Origin of the sequence: Streptomyces actinomycinicus (genome assembly GCF_016741775.1) — a bacterium.
Classification (GTDB): domain Bacteria; phylum Actinomycetota; class Actinomycetes; order Streptomycetales; family Streptomycetaceae; genus Streptomyces; species Streptomyces actinomycinicus.
Window position 1 is genome coordinate 1 of sequence record NZ_JAERRK010000017.1, and the last position, 22,910, is coordinate 22,910.

Annotated in this window: 20 protein-coding genes; 8 read left to right on the plus strand and 12 right to left on the minus strand. The window is 72.3% G+C overall.

The genetic code is table 11. The annotated features are described in order from the left end of the window. Positions 1 to 449: 449 nt before the first annotated feature. A complete protein-coding gene (gene trpS / locus JK359_RS27005) occupies positions 450 to 1,472 on the plus strand; it encodes a tryptophan--tRNA ligase (RefSeq protein ID WP_201840848.1) in 1,023 nt (340 codons plus the stop codon). 54 nt (positions 1,473 to 1,526) lie between these two features. On the opposite strand, the gene proC is transcribed toward trpS, so the two are convergent. The 6 genes from proC to JK359_RS27035 all read right to left on the minus strand — a co-directional run bounded on the left by proC (position 1,527) and on the right by JK359_RS27035 (position 6,764). Continuing rightward, on the minus strand, positions 1,527 to 2,339 hold the full coding sequence (gene proC, locus JK359_RS27010; protein ID WP_201840851.1) for a pyrroline-5-carboxylate reductase: 813 nt from the start codon (positions 2,337 to 2,339) through the stop codon (positions 1,527 to 1,529). 85 nt (positions 2,340 to 2,424) lie between these two features. Further along, entirely contained in the window at positions 2,425 to 3,225 is an 801-nt protein-coding gene (locus tag JK359_RS27015) for an ABC transporter permease (RefSeq protein WP_201840854.1), read from the minus strand. Then, positions 3,222 to 4,055: an ABC transporter ATP-binding protein gene (locus JK359_RS27020; protein WP_201840856.1), complete on the minus strand. Its 834-nt coding sequence runs from the start codon at positions 4,053 to 4,055 to the stop codon at positions 3,222 to 3,224. Before JK359_RS27020 ends, JK359_RS27015 begins: the two co-directional genes overlap by 4 nt. 361 nt (positions 4,056 to 4,416) lie before the next feature. Then, positions 4,417 to 5,211 carry a class I SAM-dependent methyltransferase gene (locus tag JK359_RS27025; RefSeq protein WP_201840858.1) on the minus strand — a complete coding sequence of 265 codons (795 nt, stop codon included), beginning with the start codon at positions 5,209 to 5,211 and terminating at the stop codon, positions 4,417 to 4,419. A gap of 437 nt (positions 5,212 to 5,648) precedes the next feature. Then, on the minus strand, positions 5,649 to 6,245 hold the full coding sequence (locus JK359_RS27030; RefSeq protein WP_201840860.1) for an EamA/RhaT family transporter: 597 nt from the start codon (positions 6,243 to 6,245) through the stop codon (positions 5,649 to 5,651). Between the two features lie 201 nt (positions 6,246 to 6,446). Further along, complete coding sequence (locus tag JK359_RS27035; RefSeq protein WP_201840862.1) at positions 6,447 to 6,764, minus strand: SH3 domain-containing protein; 318 nt, start codon at positions 6,762 to 6,764, stop codon at positions 6,447 to 6,449. A gap of 155 nt (positions 6,765 to 6,919) precedes the next feature. Here JK359_RS27035 and JK359_RS27040 point away from each other — a divergent pair, with 155 nt between their 5' ends. Continuing rightward, positions 6,920 to 9,028, plus strand: coding sequence for a serine/threonine-protein kinase (locus JK359_RS27040; RefSeq protein ID WP_201840864.1), 2,109 nt, complete (start codon positions 6,920 to 6,922; stop codon positions 9,026 to 9,028). A 97-nt stretch (positions 9,029 to 9,125) separates the two neighbouring features. Here the strand turns inward: JK359_RS27040 and ilvD are convergent, their stop codons facing one another. The 4 genes from ilvD to JK359_RS27060 form a co-directional block, all read right to left on the minus strand. Beyond that, entirely contained in the window at positions 9,126 to 10,979 is a 1,854-nt protein-coding gene (gene ilvD, locus JK359_RS27045; RefSeq protein WP_201840866.1) for a dihydroxy-acid dehydratase, read from the minus strand. Positions 10,980 to 11,124: 145 nt separating this feature from the next. Beyond that, positions 11,125 to 11,733 (minus strand): TetR/AcrR family transcriptional regulator, encoded by a 609-nt coding sequence (locus JK359_RS27050; RefSeq protein ID WP_201840868.1) that lies wholly within the window; start codon positions 11,731 to 11,733, stop codon positions 11,125 to 11,127. Beyond that, positions 11,730 to 12,554: a sugar phosphate isomerase/epimerase family protein gene (locus JK359_RS27055; RefSeq protein WP_201840870.1), complete on the minus strand. Its 825-nt coding sequence runs from the start codon at positions 12,552 to 12,554 to the stop codon at positions 11,730 to 11,732. Before JK359_RS27055 ends, JK359_RS27050 begins: the two co-directional genes overlap by 4 nt. Positions 12,555 to 12,671: 117 nt before the next feature. Then, positions 12,672 to 13,613, minus strand: coding sequence for a Ppx/GppA family phosphatase (locus JK359_RS27060; RefSeq protein ID WP_201840873.1), 942 nt, complete (start codon positions 13,611 to 13,613; stop codon positions 12,672 to 12,674). 71 nt (positions 13,614 to 13,684) lie between these two features. Between JK359_RS27060 and JK359_RS27065 the strand changes: the two genes are divergently transcribed. After that, positions 13,685 to 14,524 carry a DUF3109 family protein gene (locus tag JK359_RS27065; protein ID WP_201840876.1) on the plus strand — a complete coding sequence of 280 codons (840 nt, stop codon included), beginning with the start codon at positions 13,685 to 13,687 and terminating at the stop codon, positions 14,522 to 14,524. A gap of 116 nt (positions 14,525 to 14,640) precedes the next feature. Here the strand turns inward: JK359_RS27065 and JK359_RS27070 are convergent, their stop codons facing one another. Continuing rightward, positions 14,641 to 16,365 carry a BACON domain-containing protein gene (locus tag JK359_RS27070; RefSeq protein WP_201840879.1) on the minus strand — a complete coding sequence of 575 codons (1,725 nt, stop codon included), beginning with the start codon at positions 16,363 to 16,365 and terminating at the stop codon, positions 14,641 to 14,643. 217 nt (positions 16,366 to 16,582) lie between these two features. Between JK359_RS27070 and radA the strand changes: the two genes are divergently transcribed. Next, positions 16,583 to 17,992 (plus strand): DNA repair protein RadA, encoded by a 1,410-nt coding sequence (radA, locus tag JK359_RS27075; RefSeq protein WP_201840882.1) that lies wholly within the window; start codon positions 16,583 to 16,585, stop codon positions 17,990 to 17,992. Positions 17,993 to 18,072: 80 nt separating this feature from the next. Further along, positions 18,073 to 19,197, plus strand: a complete 1,125-nt coding sequence (gene disA / locus JK359_RS27080) for a DNA integrity scanning diadenylate cyclase DisA (protein ID WP_201840887.1) — start codon at positions 18,073 to 18,075, stop codon at positions 19,195 to 19,197. Positions 19,198 to 19,549: 352 nt separating this feature from the next. Here the strand turns inward: disA and JK359_RS27085 are convergent, their stop codons facing one another. Next, complete coding sequence (locus JK359_RS27085; RefSeq protein WP_201840890.1) at positions 19,550 to 20,371, minus strand: hypothetical protein; 822 nt, start codon at positions 20,369 to 20,371, stop codon at positions 19,550 to 19,552. A 181-nt stretch (positions 20,372 to 20,552) separates the two neighbouring features. Here JK359_RS27085 and JK359_RS27090 point away from each other — a divergent pair, with 181 nt between their 5' ends. The 3 genes from JK359_RS27090 (at position 20,553) to JK359_RS27100 (ending at position 22,893) form a co-directional block, all read left to right on the plus strand. Continuing rightward, positions 20,553 to 21,428 carry an HhH-GPD family protein gene (locus JK359_RS27090; RefSeq protein WP_307788296.1) on the plus strand — a complete coding sequence of 292 codons (876 nt, stop codon included), beginning with the start codon at positions 20,553 to 20,555 and terminating at the stop codon, positions 21,426 to 21,428. A gap of 275 nt (positions 21,429 to 21,703) precedes the next feature. Then, a complete protein-coding gene (locus tag JK359_RS27095; RefSeq protein WP_055703482.1) occupies positions 21,704 to 22,243 on the plus strand; it encodes a SigE family RNA polymerase sigma factor in 540 nt (179 codons plus the stop codon). Positions 22,244 to 22,284: 41 nt separating this feature from the next. Further along, positions 22,285 to 22,893 carry a hypothetical protein gene (locus tag JK359_RS27100; RefSeq protein ID WP_201840893.1) on the plus strand — a complete coding sequence of 203 codons (609 nt, stop codon included), beginning with the start codon at positions 22,285 to 22,287 and terminating at the stop codon, positions 22,891 to 22,893. Positions 22,894 to 22,910: the final 17 nt, after the last annotated feature.

Consider the following 22,910-nt stretch of genomic DNA (forward strand, 5'->3'; position numbering starts at 1 on the left):
TCTTCCCGGCCGCTGGGCCGTTCCGACGAGTGAGACTTTAGCGGATTCCTCGCTCCCGAGCTAATCGGGGGCCGGCGTCCTTTCGAACGCGGATTCCTCATTTCGCAAATACGCACGCCAAGACAGTCGGCGCCGGAGCGTCGATTGAGTGGGAGGTACTGCGGAATGGCTGCCCGGGGACCGACCGGAGTCGGCGCTCACGCCGGACAACTCGGAGTACCTTACGGATCGGCATGAGGCGTGTCAACCCGCTGCCGTCGGCCACTCCCGAGGCGTACGCTGTTCGTCATGACTACGCGTACGTGCACCCAGTTCTGGTGGGCCGCCTGACGGCGGCCGTACTCACGTATGCACTCGACGGCCGCCGCTTCGGCGGCCGTTCTCGTATCTCCCTCCGGGACTGGGGGCCGGCCGCAGGAGCGGCGGTCCCGGCAGAAGGTGGAGCGGAGATGAAGCGAGTATTCAGCGGGATCCAGCCGACCGGGCACGTGACCCTGGGGAACTACCTGGGGGCCATGCGGCGCTGGGCCGAGGTCGACCAGCACCGGGCGGACTCGCTGTTCTGCATCGTGGATCTGCATGCGCTGACGGTGGACCACGACCCTGCGCGGGTGCAGCGGCTCAGCCGGCAGACGGCGACGTTGCTGCTGGCCGCCGGTCTCGATCCCGGACTGTGCACCTTGTACGTGCAGAGCCACGTCGGCGAGCACACCCGGCTGTCGTACCTGCTGGAGTGTGTCGCCGGCGACGGTGAGATGCGGCGGATGATCCAGTACAAGGAGAAGTCCGCGCGGGAGCGGGAGCGCGGCGGGAGCGTCCGGCTGTCACTGCTGACGTATCCGGTGCTGATGGCGGCGGACATCCTGGCCTTCGGCACGGAGGAGGTGCCGGTCGGGGACGACCAGGTGCAGCACGTGGAGCTGGCGCGGGATCTGGCGGTCCGGTTCAACCAGCGGTACGGGCACACGTTCGTGGTGCCGAAGGCGTCGCTGCCGGGCGTGGCGGCCAGGGTGATGAACCTGCAGAACCCGACGTCGAAGATGGGGAAGACGGATGCGGGGCAGGGGGTCGTCTATTTGCTGGACGAGCCGGACGTGGTGCGGAAGAAGGTACTGCGGGCGGTGACCGACAGCGGGCGGGACGTCGTCTACGACCGTGAGGGGCGGCCGGGCCTCACGAATCTGCTGGAGATCCTCGCTGCGTGCACGGGCGGGAACCCTGAGTCACTGGCGAGCGTTTACGACTCGTACGGCTCTTTGAAGAAGGACACCGCGGAGGCCGTGGTGGAGGTGCTGCGGCCCGTGCAGGCGAGGCACAGGGAGCTGTGCGCCGATCCGGTCTATGTGGAGGGGGTGCTGCGGGATGGTGCGGAGAAGGCCCGGGAGTTGGCCCGGCCGAGGGTCGATACGGCTTATAGGGCGATCGGGTTGCTGCCGCCCGCGGCGGAGCCTTCGCTGACGGCCGTCGGGTAGCCGGAGTGGGAAGACGGGCGGCGGGGCTGGGCCGCCGCCCGGGAGGCTCGGGGGCTAGTCCTTCTTGCCTGAGGCGAGTTCGCGGCTGCGGTCGCGGGCGGCTTCGAGGGCGGCGATGAGTGCGGCTCGTACGCCGTGGTTCTCCAGTTCGCGGATGGCGTTGATCGTCGTGCCCGCGGGGGACGTGACGTTCTCCCGGAGCTTGACGGGGTGTTCGCCGCTGTCGCGGAGCATCACGGCGGCGCCGATGGCGGACTGGACGATGAGGTCGTGGGCCTTGTCGCGTGGCAGGCCGAGCAGGATGCCGGCGTCGGTCATGGCTTCGACCAGGTAGAAGAAGTAGGCCGGGCCGGAGCCTGACAGGGCGGTGCAGGCGTCCTGCTGGCTCTCGGGGACGCGGAGGGTCTTGCCGACGCCACCGAAGATCTCGTCGGCGTGCGCGAGGTGCGCCTCGGTGGCGTGGCTGCCCGCGGAGATGACCGACATGGCCTCGTCGACGAGGGCGGGGGTGTTGGTCATGACACGGACGACAGGGGTGCCTGCGGCCAGGCGCTCCTCGAAGAAGGAGGTGGGAATACCGGCGGCTCCGCTGATGATCAGGCGGTCGGCGGGGAGGTGCGGCGCCAGTTCCTCGAGGAGGGTGCCCATGTCCTGCGGCTTGACCGTGAGGATCAGGGTGTCTGCGGTCTTGGCGGCCTCGGCGTTGCTGACCGGGGTGACTCCGTAGCGGGTGCGGAGTTCTTCGGCGCGTTCCGCGCGGCGGGCCGTGACCAGGAGGTCGGCGGGGGCCCAGCCGGCCCGGATCATTCCGCTGAGCAGGGCTTCGCCGATCTTGCCGGTGCCGAGGACTGCGACTTTCTGGCTCATGCGGTTCAGTTTCGCACCGGGGCGAAGGGGTGCGCGGGGATTGTCCGGTGGGCGGACGCCCTCGGGGCACCCGCCGGTTCGGTGGTCATGCGGTCCGGCGTCGCAGGGTCGCCGCGCCCAGTCCCAGCACGAGCAACGCGCAGCCGGCCACGATCAGGACGTCCCTGACGAACGTGGCTGTCATGTCGGTGTGGTGGAGGACCTCGTTCATACCGTCGACGGCGTACGACATCGGCAGTGCGTCGGAGACGGCCTCCAGGGCGGGGTGCATGTCGGAGCGGGGGGTGAACAGGCCGCAGAGGAGGAGCTGGGGAAAGATCACCGCGGGCATGAACTGGACCGCCTGGAATTCGGAGGCCGCGAAGGCCGAGACGAAGAGGCCGAGGGCTGTGCCGAGCAGCGCGTCGAGCAGGGCGACGAGGAGGAGCAGCCATGCGGAGCCGGTGACGTCCAGGCCGAGGAACCAGACCGCGAGTCCGGTGGCGAGCGCGGACTGGACGATGGCGAGGGCGCCGAAGGCCAGGGCGTAGCCGGCGATGACGTCGGCCTTGCCGATGGGCATGGCGAGGAGGCGCTCGAGGGTGCCTGAGGTGCGTTCGCGCAGGGTGGCGATGGAGGTGACCAGGAACATCGTGATGAGCGGGAAGATGCCGAGCAGCGAGGCACCGATGTTGTCGAAGGTGCGCGGGCTGGCGTCGAACACGTAGCGCAGCAGGATCAGCATCAGGCACGGGATGAGGATCAGCAGCGCGATGGTGCGCGGGTCGTGGCGGAGCTGGCGCAGGACCCGGGCCGCGGTGGCGGCGGTGCGGGCGGCGTTGAGCGCACTGGGGGCCGCGGCGGGGCTTGGCGCGCTCGTCGTGCTCGTCGTACTCGTCGTGCTCATCGGTTGCTCTCTTTCGGGCGGTTCGCGGCGGCTGCTTCGTCTACGAGGCGCAGGAAGGCGGCCTCCACGGTCTCGGTGCCGGTGCGGGTGCGCAGGGCGTCCGGGGTGTCATCGGCGAGGATCTCGCCCTCGCGCATGAGGAGGAGGCGGTGGCAGCGCTCGGCCTCGTCCATGACGTGGGAGGAGACGAGGAGGGTGGTGCCGCGGGTGGTGGCGAGGTCGTGGAACAGGTTCCACAGGTCGCGGCGGAGGACGGGGTCGAGGCCGACGGTCGGTTCGTCGAGGACGAGGAGATCCGGGGCGCCGAGGAGGGCGACGGCCAGGGAGACGCGGTTGCGCTGGCCGCCGGAGAGATTGCCGGCGAGGACGTCGGCGTGGCTGGTGAGGTCGACGTCGGCGATGGCCTGGGTGACGTGCTGGTGACGGCGTTCGGCGGCGGGGGCCGCCCCGCGCGAGCGCTTCCGTGCGTGCGGGAGGCCGGGGTCGAGGATCGCGGCGAAGTACTCGAGGTTCTGGCGGACGGTGAGGTCGTCGTAGACGGAGGGGGCCTGGGTGACGTAGCCGATGCGGCTGCGCAGGGTGGGGTGGCCGGCCGGCTGGCCTAGGACGTCGAGGGTCCCGGTGACCTTGGCCTGGGTGCCGACGATCGAGCGCATGAGGGTGGATTTGCCGCAGCCGGAGGGCCCGAGCAGGCCGGTGATCTGGCCGCGGGGGACGGTGAAGCGGAGGTGGTGCAGGACCGTGCGGGTGCCGCGGCTGACGGTGAGGTCGTCGGCGTGGACGGCGGGGGTGAGGGTGTCGTGCGGGGGGTCCGCCGCATAATTCATCATGCGATGAATAATCGGCCCGCGCGGGCGAGGCGTCAAGGGGGTGGCAGCCGCGCGTCCGCGGAGTTCGGGGCGGGGAGCGGCACCTGGGGGACGGCGGCTGAGGAGGAGGGCCGCTCATGACGAACGACGGCCGGGGCGTGGGCCGCGCATGGGGAACGGCCGCCGGGAGGAGGGCCGCACATGGGGAACGGCGGCCGGGGCGTGGGCCGGCCGCCGCTGGTGGGGAGAGAGTGTGGCTGGTTCAGCCGGGCGGGAGCTGAGGAGTGTGCAGTGTCAGGGCTCCAGGAGTGCAGGAGTTCAGGAGCGCAGGAGTTCAGGGCTCCAGGGCTCCAGAACTTCAGAAGTTCAGGGCTTTCGAAGTTCAGGGCTTCAGGGCGACGAGGAGGAGCACGTCGTAGACCTCCTCGACCAGGCCCTCTGGGAAGACTTTGAGCAGGTGGCCGCGCTCCTCCTCCAGGAAGGCGGTCCTGCGCTCCTCGGGTGTGAGGAGGAACGCCGAGTGGCTGCCGATGTTGGCGAGGTGGGTGTCGATGGTGACGCGACGGCTCCAGCGGACCTCGCGGCGGCGGAAGCGCAGGCGGCCGCTCGGGTCGGCCAGTTCGGTCCGGCTGCCGTTCCGTTGGCGGGCGACCATGTCCACACCGAAGAAGCGGCCGATGCGGACGGCGGCCTCGGCGAGCCAGGGGATGTCCAGGGCGTCGCCGTTCCACCACAGGGCCAGCGCACCGCCCGGCCGCAGCACACGCAGGGCTTCCGGCACCGAGTGGGCGGGGTCGGTCCAGTGCCAGGCCTGGGCGTAGGTGAGGAAGTCGGCGTGGGCGTCGGGGAGGGGCAAGGCGTTGCCGTTGCCGCGGACCAACGGGATGTGCGGCAGTGCCCGCCGGAACTCGGCGGCCATGCCCGCGCCGGGTTCGACGGCGAGGACGTCGGCTCCGCGGGCGTGCAGCAGAGCGGTCGCGATACCGGTACCGGCGCCGACGTCCACGGTCCTGGCACCGGCCAGGGAGCGGCCGGCCATGTCCTCGACGGCGTCGAAGAGAGCGGGCGGATAGGAGGGGCGGTTCGCCGCGTACTGGGCGGCGGCCGAGTTGAAGGAGGTGGCTCGGGCGGCGTGGTGGGCGGGTGAACCGGCGGGCGTCGACTCGGTGGCTGTCATGAAGTCATCGTGAGCGGAAGGGGCGGGCCGGGGCTGCGGTTTCCGGCGGAATGCGTACCGGTACGTCCTCCCTCGCGGATGGGCCGCACCTGCCGCACCGGGCTGCGCGACAACCCCGTACCGACGCGAGCAAGTGGGGCCGCACCTCGCGCATCCGGCTGCGCGCACCCCATGGACCGGGCGAGCGGGCGCGGCCACACCTCGCACACCCGGCTGCGCGAAACGCCCGTACCGACGCGAGCGAGTGGGGCCGCACCTCGCGCATCCGGCTACGCGCACCCCTGGACCGGCGCGAGCGGGCGAGGCCGCACCTCGCGCACCCGGCTGCACGAACCCCGTACCCACCTGAGTGGAGCGAGGCGGCATCCGGCGTGCCCGGTGGTGCGGAAGCCCCGTGCCGCCGGGGCCCGCGGGTCCCGGACTGCGCCCTGCGGGGTCTAGCGGCGGCGCTTGTTCTTGGGGCTCTTCGCGTTCTTCGCGGGGTTGCCGGTGCGGCGGGTCGTGCGGCGTTCGTGGGCCTCGCGGGCCTTCTCGTACTCCTCGCGGTGCAGCTTCTCGCCCGGGGCCTCGGTGAGGGAACGGACGAAGTAGGCGAGGAGGGAGCCGACGAAGCCGATGGCGAGCAGGCCGCGCAGGGAAGCCTGGCGCTCGGGGTCGTGCCGTTTGCCGAAGCCCTCCCAGGTGTTGCGGAAGGCGAGCGCGCTGCAGATCGCGAACATGGCGATGACCAGCACGGTCACGAAGGAGCCGGTGTCGGCTATCTGGATGCCTTCATAGGCGAAGCGGAGCACCAGGCAGGAGAGGACGGCGGCGGCGAGGGACCCGACGGCGACGCCGGCGCGGCGGGCCGGGTAGCCGTTGTCGTGGTTCACCCAGGACGTGCCGAAGAAGCGCAGGGGCTCGGGGCGGGGGCCGCGGTCCCGGGCCGTTGCGGCCTGGGAAGTGACGGCCTGGGCGGTCGCGGCCTGGGTCGCGCCCGCGGCGGAGTCCTCGGAGCCCGCCGCAGAGTCCGGGGTGCCGGTTTCGTCGCTCACGGGACGATTATGTCTCCGTGCGGGGCCGGGCCCCCGGCTGGGGCGGCTGCTCAGGGCCTGCATTGCCTGCATTCGGCCCGGCGCACCCCCGCCGGGGGCGGATGCTCAGGGCCGGCGCACGGCTTGCGGTGCTCCCGGCTGGGGGCGGGTGCTCGGGGCCTGTGAGGGGTCCGGCGCTCCCAGCCGGGCGCCTGGGTGGGGTCAGCCGCAGCGTGGGGCGATGTAGCCGTCGCTGCCCGTGTGGACGAAGGCGTCCGAGACGTACTCGCCGCTGTCGATGAGGTCCCAGATGTTGGTCGTGCCGTAGGGCCCGGCGACCGTCGTACCGGGCGTCTGGCAGTAGATCGGTACGCGGACGCCCTCCGGCAGGACGCGGACGAGGTTGTAGCCGGTGCCGGGGCCGCTGCGGACGTTCAGCCGGACGCCGGGGGCGACGGCGTAGGTACGGACGGCTGCCGCTGCCGGCGCCGTGGTGGTGTCGTCGATGCCCTCGGCCTCTGGTGCGCGGTCAACTGACATGAAAGTGGGCCCTCCCCCGTCGTTCGGCTGGAACTGCGCGTGAAACACATGTGCGCAACGCGCACGCAGACGCTAGCAAGCCGCCTCTGTCTCGTACGAGTCATCGACTAGGCTCCGTGCGTCGCGCGCGCGGACGAACAGCACGGGGGTGGTCCATGACGCCACAGCGCAACACCGGAGCGGGCGCGGAAGCGGAACTTCCTGAATACGCCGGCCACTATCGACTGGAGTCCTGTCTGGGATCCGGGGGCATGGGGGTCGTGCACCTCGCCCGTAGCACCTCGGGGATGAAGCTCGCGGTGAAGGTCGTGCATGCCGAATTCGCCCGGGATCCCGAGTTCAGGGGACGTTTCCGGCAGGAGGTGGCCGCCGCGCGGCGGGTCAGCGGGGCCTTCACGGCGCCGGTCGTGGACGCCGATCCGGAGGGCGAACGGCCCTGGATGGCCACGCTGTTCATTCCCGGTCCGACCCTGTCCGAACAGGTGAAGCGGAAGGGTCCGATGCCGGCCGCGCAGCTGCGCAGGCTGATGGCCGGGCTCGCCGAGGCGCTGCGGGACATCCACCGGGTCGGGGTCGTGCACCGCGATCTGAAGCCGAGCAACGTGCTGCTGGCCGAGGACGGGCCGAAGGTCATCGACTTCGGCATCTCACGGCCCAAGGACAGCGAACTGCGGACCGAGACCGGCAAGTTGATCGGCACGCCGCCCTTCATGGCACCCGAGCAGTTCCGGCGGCCCCGCGAGGTGGGGCCCGCGGCCGACGTCTTCGCGCTCGGGTCGGTCATGGTGCACGCGGCCACCGGGCGCGGGCCGTTCGACTCCGACAGCCCGTACGTCGTCGCGTACCAGGTGGTGCACGACGAGCCCGACCTGACCGGTGTGCCGGACAGCCTCGCACCGCTGATCCGGCGCTGCCTGGCCAAGGAGCCCGAGGACCGGCCCACGCCGGACGAGCTGATGCGGGAACTGCGCTCGGTGGCGGCCTCGTTCGACACGCAGGCGTTCATACCGGCGCAGCGGACGGCCGGGGACGGACCCCCGCCGCCGGCGGCGGGCCCCGGGCCGGCCGGCCGGCGCCCCGCGCGGCGCCTGGGCCGCGGACGGCTGGTACTGGGTGCCGCAGCCCTCGCGCTGGCGCTGGTGGGTTCCCTCGCCTCGGTCTGGGCGTTCGGCGGCGACGATTCGGCCCCGCGGCGGGAGAGCGGGCCGGCTCGGACGGTCGCCTCCGGTCCCTGGACGGCCCGGTCCGTGCCCGCGGGTGAGGGCATGCCGCAATGTGCCGAGGGGGCGGGCCGGTTGCTCTGCGCGCGGCCGGGTGTCGTGTTCGCGCTGTCCGCCTCCGACGGCAGGCTCCTGTGGCGGCGCTCGGTCCACACGCGCACCACGAGCGGGCCGCCGGCCGTCTCCGGTGGGCTGGTGCAGCCGTACACGGACGGCGGCTCGCGGCTGGCGGGGCTCGATCCGGCCACGGGCAAGGACGTCTGGCAGCGCCGCCTGCCGACGGGGACGACGGTGCGGTACGCCGGCGGCACGGCTCTGCTCACCGATGCCGGCGGAGTGGTCACCGGCGTGGACGGCGCGACCGGCGCCACGCGCTGGCGCAGTACGGTGCCCGGGCAGGGCGGGCCCTCCTTCACCGCGTTTCCGGGGGAGGCCGGCGGGTCCGCGTATGCCACGCGTACGTCCGCCGACGGTAAGAACACCCAGGTGACCGCGGTGGACCCGGGCACGGGCAAGGCCGGGTGGGACGTCCGGCTGGGGGGATGGCTGAAGCCCGTGGCCGCCGGGAAGGACGGTTCGGTGTACTTCCTGGGTGTCGACAGCGGCTACGGCGCCAAGGAGATCGTCCGCTACTCCCCCGCCACCGGGTCGACCCGGCGGGTCGCGCTGCCCGCCGTGCTCGACGGCGCGCACGTGGCCGTACGGGGGGACGTGGCCTACGTGCTCGCCACCGGCGGCTCCCTCGACGCGGTGGACCTGGGGACGGGGAAGCACATGTGGCACCTGGAGACGTCCGTGAGCCGTGGTTCGGCCCCCGTCGTGCAGGGCGGCCGGGTGTACTTCACCGCGAGCGACGGCCGGCTGCTCGCCGTCGACGCCCGCACGGGGCGGCTCGTCGGGCAGACGCCCGCACGTCTGGGCGCGAACTCGGCCCAGGTGATGAGCACGCCGCCCGCCCCACTGATCGTCGGCAGCCTCGTCTGCGCCACCGCGCCCGACGGCACCGTCTTCGCGGTGGACGGCCGCTCGCCCGCGCGGTGGTGAGGCCCCGCGGCCCGGCCCCGTTGAACCGGCGAAGGGCCGCCCCCGCAGGAGGCGGCCCTTCACACGGACGGATCGTTCGACCAGCTAGTACGGCCGGTCAGCCCAGCCGGGACACGTCCCGGACGGCGCCCTTGTCGGCGCTCGTCGCCATCGCCGCGTAGGCGCGCAGGGCGGCGGAGACCTTGCGCTCCCGGTTCTTCGGGGCGTGGACGCCGTTCAGCGCCTGCTCGCGGCGGGCCAGTTCCGCCTCGTCCACGAGCAGCTCGATCGAGCGGCCCGGGATGTCGATGCGGATGCGGTCGCCGTCCTGGACCAGGGCGATGGTGCCGCCGGAGGCCGCCTCCGGGGAGGCGTGGCCGATGGACAGGCCCGAGGTACCGCCGGAGAAGCGGCCGTCGGTGATCAGGGCGCAGGTCTTGCCGAGGCCGCGGCCCTTCAGGTACGAGGTCGGGTACAGCATCTCCTGCATGCCGGGGCCGCCCTTGGGGCCCTCGTAGCGGATGACGACGACGTCGCCGTCCTTGACCTCCTGGGTCAGGATCCGCTGGACGGCCTCCTCCTGGGACTCGCAGACGACCGCCGGGCCCTCGAAGGTCCAGATCGACTCGTCCACGCCGGCCGTCTTCACCACGCAGCCGTCGACGGCGAGGTTGCCGCGGAGGACCGCCAGGCCGCCGTCCTTGGAGTACGCGTGCTCGACGGAGCGGATGCAGCCGTTCTCGGCGTCCTCGTCCAGGGCCTCCCAGCGCTCGGACTGGGAGAAGGCCTCGGCGGAGCGGACGCAGCCGGGGGCCGCGTGCCACAGTTCGACGGCCTCGGGGGACGGGGAGCCGCCGCGGACGTCCCAGGTCTTCAGCCAGTCGGCGAGGGAGGGGCTGTGGACGGCGTGGACGTCCTCGTTGAGCAGGCCGCCGCGGTGCAGTTCGCCGAGCAGTGCCGGGATGCCGCCGGCGCGGTGCACGTCCTCCATGTAGTACGTGCGGTTCTTGGCGACGTTCGGGGCGACCTTGGCGAGACAGGGGACGCGGCGCGAGACGGCGTCGATCTGGTCCAGGCCGAAGGGGACGCCCGCCTCCTGGGCGGCGGCCAGCAGGTGCAGGATCGTGTTGGTGGAGCCGCCCATCGCGATGTCCAGGGCCATGGCGTTCTCGAAGGCCTGGAAGGTGGCGATGTTGAGGGGCAGGACGGTGTGGTCGTCCTGCTCGTAGTAGCGGCGGGTGAGGTCCATGACCGTGCGGGCCGCGTTCTCGTACAGGGCGCGGCGGGCGGTGTGGGTGGCGAGGACCGAGCCGTTGCCGGGCAGGGAGAGGCCGATGGCCTCGGTGAGGCAGTTCATCGAGTTGGCGGTGAACATGCCGGAACAGCTGCCGCAGGTCGGGCAGGCGTTCTCCTCGATGCGGAGGATGTCCTCGTCGGAGATCTTGTCGTTGACGGCGTCGGAGATCGCGTCGACCAGGTCGAGGGTGCGGACGGTGCCGTCGACGAGGGTGGCCCGGCCGGACTCCATGGGGCCGCCGGAGACGAAGACCGTCGGGATGTTCAGGCGCAGCGCCGCCATCAGCATGCCCGGGGTGATCTTGTCGCAGTTGGAGATGCAGACCAGGGCGTCGGCGCAGTGGGCCTCGACCATGTACTCCACCGAGTCCGCGATCAGGTCGCGGGAGGGCAGCGAGTACAGCATGCCGCCGTGGCCCATGGCGATGCCGTCGTCGACGGCGATCGTGTTGAACTCGCGCGGGATGCCGCCGGCCTCCTTGATCGCCTCGCTGACGATCCGGCCGACCGGCTGGAGGTGGGTGTGGCCGGGCACGAACTCGGTGAAGGAGTTGGCGACGGCGATGATCGGCTTCCGGCCGATGTCCGCACCGGGTACACCGGAGGCGCGCATAAGGGCGCGGGCGCCCGCCATGTTGCGGCCGTGGGTGACTGTGCGGGACCTCAGCTCGGGCATCGTCGCTCGCTCCTTCGGAGACCTTCTGGGACCTTCCGGCGAAGAGTCCAGAGAGTTCTGACTGTACGGTCGAGCGTACGCCGGTGCTCCAAGTGCTGGACATGCTTGTCCGGAATGCGGGACGCCCGTTCCACGTACCGTGCTGTCAGGGCTGCGTCAGGTGGGCCTGCACCACCGGTGCCACCCGCGCGATGATCTGCTCCAGGTCCGCCGAGGCGAGCGGCTCCAGCTTGATCACGTAGCGCATCATCGCCGTACCGACGATCTGCGCGGCCGCCAGTTCGGCGCGCAGCTCCGCGTCCGGCAGGTCCAGCTGGGCGACGACGCGGCGCAGCAGCTGGGTGGCGACGAGCCGGCGGAAGACGGCGGCGGCGGTCTCGTTGTTCACGGCGGACCGCAGGATGGCGAGGAGCGGCGCCCGGGTCGCGGGGTTCTCCCAGACGCCGAGGATGAAGCGGGTCAGCCGCTCCCCGACGCTCTCCAGGGGGCCGGCCGCCACCGCGTTCGGTGCGTTCAGGGCGGGGGCGAAGGCGACCTCGATGGCCGCCTCGAAGACCTGCTCCTTGGTGCCGAAATAGTGGTGGACGAGCGCGGAGTCCACGCCGGCGGCCTTGGCGATGCCGCGGACGGACGTCTTCTCGTACCCGCGCGCGGAGAACTCCTCGCGGGCGGAGGCGAGGATCCGGTCGCGGGTGTCGGCGGACTCGGTGCGCGGGGGGCGGCCGCGGCGGCGGGGGACGGGCTGGGTCGTCATCGCCGGGGCACCCGCACCGCCGAGGCCAGGTGCTTGCGCGTGAACTCCAGGGCCTCGGCGAGGTCGGCCTCACGTTCGGCGCTGGACATCGCCCTGCGGGTGTTGACCTCGATGACGACGTGGCCGTCGAAGCCGGTGAGCGCGAGGCGCTCCAGCAGCTCGGCGCAGGGCTGGTTGCCGCGGCCGGGCACCAGGTGCTCGTCCTTGGCCGAGCCCCGGCCGTCCGCCAGGTGGACGTGCCCGAGCCGGTCCCCCATGCGGTCGACCATGTCCAGGGCGTCGGTGCGGGCCGTCGCCGTGTGGCTGAGGTCGATCGTGAAGTGCCGGTAGTCGTGGTTGGTGACGTCCCAGTCGGGGGCGTAGGCGAGCATCTCGCGGTCGCGGTAGCGCCAGGGGTACATGTTCTCGACGGCGAACCGTACGTCCGTCTCGTTCGCCATCCGCCAGATCCCGTCGACGAAGTCGCGGGCGTACTGCCGCTGCCAGCGGAACGGCGGGTGCACGACGACGGTGGAGGCCCCCAGCTTCTCCGCCGCCGCCCTGGCCCGCTGGAGCTTCACCCAGGGGTCCGTGGACCAGACTCGCTGGGTGATCAGCAGACAGGGGGCGTGGACGGCCAGGATCGGGACGCCGTGGTAGTCCGACAGGCGGCGCAGGGCCTCGATGTCCTGGCTGACCGGGTCGGTCCACACCATGACCTCGACTCCGTCGTAGCCGAGGCGCGCGGCGATCTCGAAGGCCGTCGCCGTCGACTCCGGGTACACGGAGGCGGTCGACAGCGCGATGCGCACGTCCGTCTGTTCAGCCACGTCCGTCACCATACGGCGTCGGGTGGTGCCGGTGTTGGGTGCCTGTTCGCCGTTGTGACTTTTGCCATTTGTGCGGGTGCGGGTGCGTTGTTCTTCCGGCGCGGCACCGAGCCCCGACCCCACGCCCCCTTACGGGGCGCTGATCGTGTCCATGTGGTCGAGGCGCCGGAGGATCACACCCTCCCTCAGGGCCCACGGGCAGATCTCCAGGTTCTCGACCCCGAACAGGTCCATCGCGCCCTCGGCGACCAGGGCGCCGGCGAGGAGCTGGCCCGCCCTGCCCTCCGAGACGCCGGGCAGCTCGGCGCGCTGGTCGGCCGTCATGCCTGCCAGGCGCGGGACCCAGGCCTCCAGGGACTCGCGCTTGAGTTCGCGCTGCACGTAGAGGCCCTCGGCGCTGCGGGCGGCGCCGGCGATCCGGGCGAGCTGCTTGAAGGTCTTGGAGGTGGCGACCACGTGGTCGGGAGCGCCGAAGCGGCTGAATTCGCCCACCGTGCGGGCGATCTCCGCGCGGACGTGCCGGCGCAGGGCGCGGACGGCGTCCGGGCCGGGCGGGTCGCCGGGCAGCCAGCCGGCGGTGAGGCGGCCGGCGCCGAGCGGGAGCGAGACGGCGGTGTCCGGCTCCTCGTCTATGCCGTAGGCGATCTCCAGGGAGCCACCGCCGATGTCCAGGACCAGCAGTTTTCCGGCGGACCAGCCGAACCAGCGGCGGACGGCGAGGAAGGTGAGGCGGGCCTCCTCCTCGCCGGTGAGGACCTGGAGCCGGACGCCGGTCTCGGCCTCCACGCGCGCGAGGACCTCGTCCGCGTTGCCGGCCTCGCGGACCGCGGAGGTCGCGAACGGGAGCAGGTCCTCGACGCCCTTGTCCTCGGCGGCCTGGAGCGCCTCTCGCACGACGTCGGTCAGCTTGTGGATGCCGTCGTCGCCGATGGCACCGCTGTCGTCGAGGAGTTGGGCGAGCCGAAGGTCGGCCTTGTGCGAATGCGCGGGCAGCGGGCGCGCGCCGGGGTGAGCGTCCACCACCAGCAGATGCACCGTGTTCGAACCCACGTCCAGGACACCGAGTCTCATGTACGGAACGCTACTGCCAGATCGTCCGCCCTCGGTCCCCGGATCGGGCTCCAGCCACTTACCCTGGACGGGTGCCAAAGACGAAAAAGGCGAAGCCGGGGAAAGCCGACAAGGCGGACAAGGTTCGCAAGACCGCCAAAGCATCCAAGGGGGCGAAGATGAGTGACGAGAAGGGGCTCGACTTCGCGCGCGCCTGGGTGGAGTTTCCCGACCCGGCGGACGACGAGCAGGTGTTCCGCTGCGATCTGACCTGGCTGACCTCTCGCTGGAACTGCATCTTCGGCAGTGGCTGCCAGGGCATTCAGCCGGGTCGCGCGGCGGACGGGTGCTGCACGCTGGGGGCGCACTTCTCCGACGAGGACGACGAGAAGCGGGTCGCCACGCACGTGGCACGGCTCACCCCGGAGATCTGGCAGCACCACGACGAGGGCACGCGGAACGGGTGGGTCTCGGAGGACGAGGAGGGCTCCCGGCAGACGCGTCCCTTCGAGGGGTCCTGCATCTTCCAGAACCGGCCCGGATTCGCCGGCGGCGCCGGCTGCTCGCTGCACATCCTCGCCCTGAAGGAGGGCCGGGAGCCGCTGGAGACCAAGCCGGACGTCTGCTGGCAGCTGCCGATCCGGCGGACGTACGACTGGATCGACCGGCCGGACGACACGCGGGTGCTGCAGGTGTCCATCGGCGAGTACGACCGGCGGGGCTGGGGCCCCGGCGGCCATGACCTGCACTGGTGGTGCACCTCGGCGACCTCGGCGCACGGCGCCGGAGAGCCGGTGTACGTCTCGTACCGCGCCGAGCTGACCGAGCTGATGGGCAAGGCCGGGTACGACCGTCTCGTCGAGCTGTGCGAACAGCGGCTGGCCTCCCAGCTGCCCCTCGTGGCTCCCCACCCGGCGGACCCGGCACGGTAACCGGGGCGCACCGCCTTCACCGCCCGCCCGTACGCCCGCCTGTCGCCGCCGACGGCACGACCGCCGGCCCCTGGGCGCCCGGCGTTTTCCGGTTCGGCGCGAGCCGTCGGCCGGCCCTAACTGCCCGACGGGCTCGGTGTCCCGCTGTCCGTCGGGGTCGGCGTCGGGGTCGGGGTGTCCGAAGGGGGCGGGGTCGTCGGGGTGGGCGTCGGATCCGTGGGCGGTGGGGCCGGGGTGGTCGGGTCCGTGGGCGGGGTGCTGGGCGGGACCGACGGCGGGGTCGAGGACGGACGGGGCGTCGGGCGGCTCGGGGCCGTGCCGTAGCCGTCGATGGTGACCACCGCGCCCGCCGGGGCCACCGCCACCTGCGCGTGCCAGTGGCCGGACGGCTCGCGCAGATGGTCGACGTACACCTTGATCGTCAACGTCTCGCCGGGGGCGAGGGTTCCCGAGGACTGGCTGAAGTAGAGCCAGCCGGCCGAGGTGGACACCGACCAGTCGACGTCGGCGGAGCCGGAGGCGGTGAGGGTGATCAGCGTCGTGTCGCCGTCGTTGGCCGCACCGACCGCCAGTTTCCCGGCGCCCTCGCGGTCCGCCCCGCCGACGCTGACGACCTCCACGGAGACGTCCGCCTTGCCGTCCTTGGCGACCCGCGCCCCAGGCTTCACGCTGGCGTTACCCGCGTTCTCGTAGCCGCCCGCCGCATCGCTGCCGAACGCGTCCGGGCCCTGAGCCTCGCGCGCGGTCGCCGAGCGTCCGTCGTCGTCCACGGCCGGCCCGCCCCGGTAGGCGGCCCAGAGCGCGAGGACCGGCGCGGCGACGACCGTGGCGACCACCGTGGTCGTGACGGCACGCGCGCGGAGACGGTCGCGGCGGGCCGCGCGGTCCTTGGGGTCCATCGGAAAGCCGCGCCGGTCGAAGCGCGGTACTGCCGCACCCCGCGTGCGCGGGTGGTGCGCGAGCGTCATGTGCAGGGCCGCGCGCGGGGCCTCCAGGACGGGCAGCTCGGCGGGGGTGACCGTGGCACCGGGCCAGCGGCCGGGGACGGCGCACTCGGCGGTGCGGCGGCAGCGCGGGCACTCGTCGACGTGCCGGACCAGCTCGCCGCGTACCGCCGCGCTGAGGACCATCTGGCTGTCGCCGGTGAGGTGGGCCACGCTCGGGCAGCCTCCGGTCTCCACCACGGCGAGGGCCGCGCGGGTGCGCTCGACCTCGCAGGCGGCGGTGGCGAGCAGCTCGCGCGCGGCGGCGGGTTCCATGCCGAGGACGCGGGCGACCTCGTGGGCGGCGAGGTGGTGGCGGACGGCCAGTTCCAGGGCCTCGCGTTGCTCGGGCGTGGTGCCGGCCGCCTCCGGCCAGGCGAGCAGGGCCAGTTCGCGGCGCCGTCGCACCCGGACCTCCGCAGCGACGGGCGGCTCGGGGGCCTGCTTCCCGGCTCCTCGCGCGGCTCCGGTACGGCCCGCCGCGTGCGTGGCCTGACGTTTCTGCTTGGCCTCGGCGAGCTTGCGCAGGCAGGCCCAGCGGGCCAGTGCGTAGAGCCAGGCCCTGCGGTCGCCGGCCGCCTCGGGGACCCGGTGCCCGCGCCGCTCGGCCAGGGCGAGGACGTCGCCGAGGGCGGCGGTGGCCGTGTCGTGGTCGCACAGCACCGACAGACAGTAGGTGAACAGACCGTCCAGGTACGGCTCGTAGCGCGCCGGCGTGCGCTGGGCGAGGGTGCGCGCGGCCGCGCGGTCGCGTGCCTCACGGGCCTCGCGGCGGGCTTCACGTGCCTCACGCGACTCACGCTGCGCCCGGTGCGCGCCGGTCGTGCGGGTGGTCGTCTCCGGACTGCTGCTCATCACCCGTGCGACCGTAGGCGGCGGCGGAGTGCCCCTTCCGGAGCCTTGAGCACTTTTAATCCGTACGGGTGAAACGATCCCTCATAAGGGGACAGGAACCCTTTATTCCGCGGCCGGTTCCCGACGGGTGGTGGCCGATAACGGACCACTCGTACGTGACCCCGTGCCCCCGCGCACGGTCCCGGGACCCGTTGTCAGTGCCACGGGCTACGGTTTCCGCATGGCTGCCCGTACGAAGACCACCAAGGACCGACCGTCCTACCGCTGCACCGAATGCGGCTGGCAGACGGCCAAGTGGCTCGGCCGCTGCCCCGAGTGCCAGGCCTGGGGGACGGTCGAGGAGTACGGCACGCCCGCGGTCAGGACGACGACGCCGGGCCGCGTGTCCACCTCCGCGCTGCCCATCGGCCAGGTCGACGGCCGCCAGGCCACCGCCCGCTCCACCGGCGTGCCCGAGCTGGACCGGGTGCTCGGCGGCGGCCTCGTGCCGGGCGCGGTCGTGCTGCTGGCCGGCGAGCCCGGCGTCGGCAAGTCCACCCTCCTGCTGGACGTGGCCGCCAAGTCCGCCGGCGCCGAGCACCGCACCCTCTACGTGACCGGCGAGGAGTCGGCGAGCCAGGTGCGGCTGCGCGCCGACCGCATCGGCGCCCTCGACGACCACCTGTACCTGGCCGCCGAGACCGACCTGTCCGCGGTCCTCGGCCACCTGGACGAGGTCAAGCCGTCCCTGCTGATCCTCGACTCGGTGCAGACGGTCGCGTCCCCGGAGATCGACGGTGCGCCCGGCGGCATGGCCCAGGTCCGGGAGGTGGCCGGCGCCCTGATCCGCGCGTCCAAGGAGCGCGGCATGTCCACGCTGCTGGTGGGCCACGTCACCAAGGACGGCGCCATCGCCGGCCCCCGCCTGCTGGAACACCTGGTGGACGTCGTCCTGCACTTCGAGGGCGACCGGCACGCCCGCCTGCGCCTGGTGCGCGGAGTGAAGAACCGCTACGGGGCGACGGACGAGGTCGGCTGCTTCGAGCTGCACGACGAGGGCATCACGGGCCTCGCCGACCCCAGCGGTCTGTTCCTGACCCGCCGCGCCGAGCCCGTGCCCGGCACCTGCCTGACCGTGACCCTGGAGGGCCGCCGGCCCCTGGTGGCCGAGGTGCAGGCGCTGACCGTCGACTCCCAGATCCCCTCCCCGCGGCGCACGACGTCGGGTCTGGAGACCTCGCGCGTGTCGATGATGCTGGCCGTCCTGGAGCAGCGCGGCCGGATCACCGCGCTCGGCAAGCGGGACATCTACTCCGCGACGGTCGGCGGCGTGAAGCTGTCGGAGCCGGCCGCCGACCTCGCGGTCGCGCTCGCCCTCGCCTCCGCCGCCAGCGACACCCCGCTGCCGAAGAACCTGGTCGCCATCGGCGAGGTGGGACTCGCGGGCGAGGTCAGACGGGTCACGGGCGTGCAGCGCAGGCTCGCCGAGGCGCACCGGCTGGGCTTCACGCACGCACTCGTACCGGCCGATCCGGGGAAGGTGCCGTCCGGCATGAAGGTCCTGGAAGTCGCCGACATGGGGGAGGCGCTCCGGGTGCTGCCGCGCTCCCGTCGCCGAGAGGCCCCACGGGAGGCGGAGGAGCGCCGGTAGACTTTGCCCAGGTCTCGCCTGTCCGTACGAACCGAGTGCGGGTACGGGAGCGCGTCAGAACCTGCGACCGGAGGAGTGCAGTGGCAGCCAACGACCGGGCAGCAGCTCCCGGAAAGTCCGGTGGGAGTGCCGGTACCGATGGCCTGATGCGCGCCTCGCTGAGCGCCGTGGCACCGGGTACGGCCCTGCGTGACGGCTTGGAGCGGGTCCTGCGCGGCAACACCGGCGGCCTCATCGTCCTCGGCTCCGACAAGACGGTCGAGGCGATGTGCACGGGCGGTTTCGTGCTGGACGTCGAGTTCACCGCGACCCGGCTGCGGGAGCTGTGCAAGCTGGACGGCGGCATCGTGCTGTCGTCGGACCTGTCGAAGATCCTGCGTGCGGGCGTCCAGCTGGTCCCGGACCCGACGATCCCCACGGAGGAGACGGGCACGCGGCACCGCACGGCGGACCGGGTCAGCAAGCAGGTCGGCTTCCCCGTGGTCTCCGTCTCCCAGTCGATGCGGCTGATCGCCCTCTACGTGGACGGACAGCGGCGCGTCCTGGAGGACTCGGCGGCGATCCTCTCCCGCGCGAACCAGGCGCTGGCCACGCTGGAGCGGTACAAGCTGCGGCTGGACGAGGTCGCGGGCACGCTGTCGGCGCTGGAGATCGAGGACCTGGTGACGGTCCGGGACGTCTCCGCGGTCGCGCAGCGGCTGGAGATGGTCCGCCGCATTGCCACCGAAATCGCCGAATACGTGGTCGAACTGGGCACCGACGGGCGTCTTCTCGCCCTCCAGCTGGAGGAGTTGATCGCCGGGGTCGAGCCCGACCGCGAGCTGGTCGTCCGGGACTACGTGCCCGAGCCGACGGCGAAGCGCTCCCGCACGGTCGAGGAAGCCCTCGCCGAGCTGGACGCCCTGACCCACGCGGAGCTTCTCGAACTCGGCACGGTGGCGCGTGCGCTGGGCTACACCGGTTCGCCCGAGACGCTCGACTCGGCGGTGTCCCCGCGGGGCTTCCGGCTGCTGGCCAAGGTTCCGCGCCTGCCGGGCGCGATCATCGACCGCCTGGTGGAGCACTTCGGGGGGCTGCAGAAGCTGCTCGCCGCCAGTGTGGACGACCTGCAGACCGTGGACGGTGTGGGCGAGGCCCGGGCGCGGAGCGTGCGGGAAGGGCTGTCGCGCTTGGCCGAGTCGTCGATCTTGGAGCGGTACGTCTGAGTTCTGGGCCGGGCGCGTGTAGGGGTTGAGCCGGGGCGCCTAGAGGGGCGGGGCCGCGTGCCGTCGGGCGGCTGCGGGTGCGGGGTGGTTGCTCGCGCCGTTCCCCGCGCCCCCTGCGGGGGCTTTCCGGCCGACCCCCGCTTGGCGGTCCGTCGTGGTTGCTCGCGCCGTTCCCCGCGCCCCCTGCGGGGGCTTTCCGGCCGACCCCCGCTTGGCGGTCCGTCGTGGTTGCTCGCGCCGTTCCCCGCGCCCCCTTGCGGGGGCTTTCCGGCCGACCGCGTTCGGCGGTCCCTCGTGGTTGCTCTTGCCGTTCCCCGCGCCCGCTGCGGGGTGGCTCCGGTTTGTGGGTGTGTCAGTCCGCTGACAGGACGAACGAAGTCTGTGTCTTGGGAAGGCCGGGGGCCTTGGCTTCCAGGAGGTACGTGCCTGCGTGGGCCGAACCCGCCGGCGGCGTTGCGCAGTGCGCGGCACTCGGCTTGCGGTCCCACTTCACGGTGTACGTGATGGCCTGCCCGGCCGGCACCCGGAAGACCAGGCTGCCCGCACCCTTGGGGCAGTCGTCCGACGACCAGTACGCGTCGTCGCCGTCCGCCGGGGTGATGGTCAACACCGCCTTCTTCGGCCCGAGATCGACCTTGCAGTCGGCCGACGAACTGTTCCTGACGGTGAGTTCAAAGGCCGGCGTCTGGTCCGGCGAGTAGGAGTTGTGCTCGCTGCGCAGGGTCAACGCCACCGCTCCGGAGGCGCAGTCGGGCACCGTGGAGGACGCCGGGAGGGCGTCGCCCGCACCGACGTCGCCGCCACCGGAACCCGAACCGGAGCCGTCACCCGACCCGGTGGCGCCGTCGGAGCCGCCGGTCGGCCCGCCCGCGCCGCCGCTCCCGCCGGAGGCGGAGCCGGAGCCGGAGCCGCCGGAGTCCTCGCCGCCCGACTCGTCGCGTCCGCCGGGACGTTGGCTGTAGGCGGGGCCGGACTCGGAGGGCCCGGGGGTGATCGTGTGCGTGGGATTCTTGCCGTTGGAACCGTCGGCGCTCTTCTTGCCGCTCCCACCGCCGGCCACGACGATCCATGTGATCACCAGCGCCGACAGGGCGAGCACGGACAGCAGCACGGCCCTCCGACGCCAGTAGATGGAGGAGGGAAGCGGCCCGACCGGATTGCGCAGAGATCCCACGGCGCAAACTGTACGAGAGATCGCCCGGCTTGCTCGCCCCACCCGCCGCACCGGCGCCAACTTTTCCGGATCATCATCCCGGTAACTGCCGTCACGGACATACTTCTTCGCCTTCCGCCACGCTCGGTGACCGTGCCATCACGCACCATGCCCGCCAACCCGTGGCAGGATCGGGAGTGCCATGACTGAGATGCTGCACGCCCCCGTGATCGCCTGGTTCGACGTCCACGCCCGCGACCTCCCGTGGCGCCGCCCGGAGGCGGGCCCGTGGGGTGTGATGGTCAGCGAGTTCATGCTGCAGCAGACGCCGGTGAGCCGGGTGCTGCCCGTCTACGAGGAGTGGCTGGCCCGCTGGCCGCGCCCCGCGGACCTCGCGAAGGAGGCACCCGGAGAGGCGGTGCGCGCCTGGGGCCGGCTCGGCTACCCGCGCCGGGCCCTGCGCCTGCACGGAGCCGCGGTGGCCATAACGGAACGGCACGGCGGGGACGTACCGACGGAACACGCGCAACTGCTGGCGCTGCCCGGCATCGGTGAGTACACGGCCGCTGCGGTGGCCTCGTTCGCGTACGGGCAGCGGCACGCGGTACTGGACACCAATGTCCGCCGGGTCCTCGCGCGGGCGGTGACGGGCGTGCAGTACCCGCCGAACGCGACCACGGCCGCGGAGCGGCGTCTGGCACGGGAGTTGCTGCCGCAGGACGACCCGACCGCCGCGCGGTGGGCCGCGGCCTCCATGGAGTTGGGCGCACTGGTGTGCACGGCGAAGAACGAGGGCTGCCAGCGCTGCCCGATCGCCGCGCAGTGTGCCTGGCGGCTCGCGGGCAAGCCGGAGCACTCGGGGCCGCCGCGCCGCGGGCAGACCTACGCGGGCACCGACCGGCAGGTGCGCGGCAAACTGCTGGCCGTCCTGCGGGAGGCGCACGCACCGGTGCCGCAGGCGGCGTTGGACCGGGTGTGGCACGAGCCGGTGCAGCGGGCCCGGGCGCTCGACGGGCTGGTCGCGGACGGTCTGGTGGAGCCGCTGCCGGGCGGCCTGTACCGGCTGCCGCTCAGCTGACGGACAGCCAGATCACAGCGGGCCGGAGTACGTTACAGAGACCGCGACCACATAAATCGACATGAAACTGGGCATAAAGCCCTCTCCTCTTACCCCGTTCCTACTTCCGTTACACAACCGACGGACAGCCGATTGCCAGCCGCAGGCTGGTCCGCACAGCCCCGTGACAACCGCTCCGTAGCTTCTTCTCCGTGCCCGGCAGACCAGGGCCACGGGGACGGCGGGACTTCCGGCACGAGAGCCGGAAGCACTACGGGGAACGGAGGCGGTTGATCATGGCGCAGGGCGAGGTGCTCGAATTCGAGGAGTACGTCCGCACCCGGCAGGACGCGCTGCTGCGCAGCGCCCGCCGGCTGGTGCCGGACCCCGTCGACGCCCAGGACCTGCTGCAGACCGCGCTGGTGCGGACGTACGGCCGCTGGGAGGGCATCGCCGACAAGCGGCTCGCGGACGCCTATCTGCGCCGGGTCATGATCAACACGCGGACCGAGTGGTGGCGGGCGCGCAAGCTGGAGGAGGTGCCGACCGAGCAGCTGCCGGACGCCTCCGTGGAGGACTCCACCGAGCAGCACGCCGACCGGGCCCTGCTGATGGACGTCATGAAGGTGCTGGCTCCGAAGCAGCGCAGTGTCGTGGTGCTGCGACACTGGGAGCAGATGTCCACAGAGGAGACGGCCGCGGCCCTCGGCATGTCGGCCGGAACGGTCAAGAGCACGCTGCACCGGGCGCTCGCCCGGCTCCGTGAGGAGCTGGAGGCCCGCGATCTGGACGCACGCGCGCTGGAGCGTGAGGAGCGGGAGCGTTGCGCGGCCTGACCGGGGCCGGGCCCGAACGGGTCCGAGGAAGTTCACAGGCGGTGATCGCGGCGGGGGCCGCGCTCGCCGCCCTCGGCCTTTTGGCCGTCGCCGCGTGCGGCAGCGGGGGTACGGGTGCCCGGGACGAGGGCCCGGCGCACGGCTCGGCGGTGGCGGGATCCGTCACCTCGCCCTCCCCCTCCCCCAGCGCCTCCGAGCGGTACCGGCAGGTGGACGCCGTGGCGCTGCTCAGGAGTGACCCCGAGGTGTCGACGGCGGTCAAGGCACAGCTGAAGCCGTGCGACGGCGACAACTACAAGGTCGACGTCAAGTACGGCGACCTGACCGGGGCCGCGGTGGACGACGTCGTCATCAACGTGGTGACCTGTGCCGACTGGGTCGGCATCGCCTCGTACGTGTACCGGGACGAGGACGGCACGTTCAAGAACGTCTTCAAGAGCGAGGACTCCCCGGTCTACTCGGAGATCGATCAGGGGACCCTGTCGGTGTTCCGGCAGTACTACGAGGACGGCGACCCGATCTCGAGTCCGTCCGGGGACGTCCTGACCCCGTACACGTGGAAGGCGGGACGGTTCGTGGCCGGGAAGCCCATCCGCAACGAGTACAGCAACGCCTCCGACGAGGGCGCGCAGACCGCGCCGGACAACTGATCGCCCACGGACAACCG

What these genes read in the sequence shown, in the direction of transcription:
- trpS (WP_201840848.1), top strand. Translation starts at nt 450, where the DNA reads ATGAAGCGAGTATTCAGCGGGATCCAGCCGACCGGGCACGTGACCCTG.
- proC (WP_201840851.1), bottom strand. Translation starts at nt 2,339, where the DNA reads ATGAGCCAGAAAGTCGCAGTCCTCGGCACCGGCAAGATCGGCGAAGCC.
- JK359_RS27015 (WP_201840854.1), bottom strand. Translation starts at nt 3,225, where the DNA reads ATGAGCACGACGAGTACGACGAGCACGACGAGCGCGCCAAGCCCCGCC.
- JK359_RS27020 (WP_201840856.1), bottom strand. Translation starts at nt 4,055, where the DNA reads ATGATGAATTATGCGGCGGACCCCCCGCACGACACCCTCACCCCCGCC.
- JK359_RS27025 (WP_201840858.1), bottom strand. Translation starts at nt 5,211, where the DNA reads ATGACAGCCACCGAGTCGACGCCCGCCGGTTCACCCGCCCACCACGCC.
- JK359_RS27035 (WP_201840862.1), bottom strand. Translation starts at nt 6,764, where the DNA reads ATGTCAGTTGACCGCGCACCAGAGGCCGAGGGCATCGACGACACCACC.
- JK359_RS27040 (WP_201840864.1), top strand. Translation starts at nt 6,920, where the DNA reads ATGACGCCACAGCGCAACACCGGAGCGGGCGCGGAAGCGGAACTTCCT.
- ilvD (WP_201840866.1), bottom strand. Translation starts at nt 10,979, where the DNA reads ATGCCCGAGCTGAGGTCCCGCACAGTCACCCACGGCCGCAACATGGCG.
- JK359_RS27050 (WP_201840868.1), bottom strand. Translation starts at nt 11,733, where the DNA reads ATGACGACCCAGCCCGTCCCCCGCCGCCGCGGCCGCCCCCCGCGCACC.
- JK359_RS27055 (WP_201840870.1), bottom strand. Translation starts at nt 12,554, where the DNA reads ATGGTGACGGACGTGGCTGAACAGACGGACGTGCGCATCGCGCTGTCG.
- JK359_RS27060 (WP_201840873.1), bottom strand. Translation starts at nt 13,613, where the DNA reads ATGAGACTCGGTGTCCTGGACGTGGGTTCGAACACGGTGCATCTGCTG.
- radA (WP_201840882.1), top strand. Translation starts at nt 16,583, where the DNA reads ATGGCTGCCCGTACGAAGACCACCAAGGACCGACCGTCCTACCGCTGC.
- JK359_RS27090 (WP_307788296.1), top strand. Translation starts at nt 20,553, where the DNA reads ATGACTGAGATGCTGCACGCCCCCGTGATCGCCTGGTTCGACGTCCAC.
- JK359_RS27095 (WP_055703482.1), top strand. Translation starts at nt 21,704, where the DNA reads ATGGCGCAGGGCGAGGTGCTCGAATTCGAGGAGTACGTCCGCACCCGG.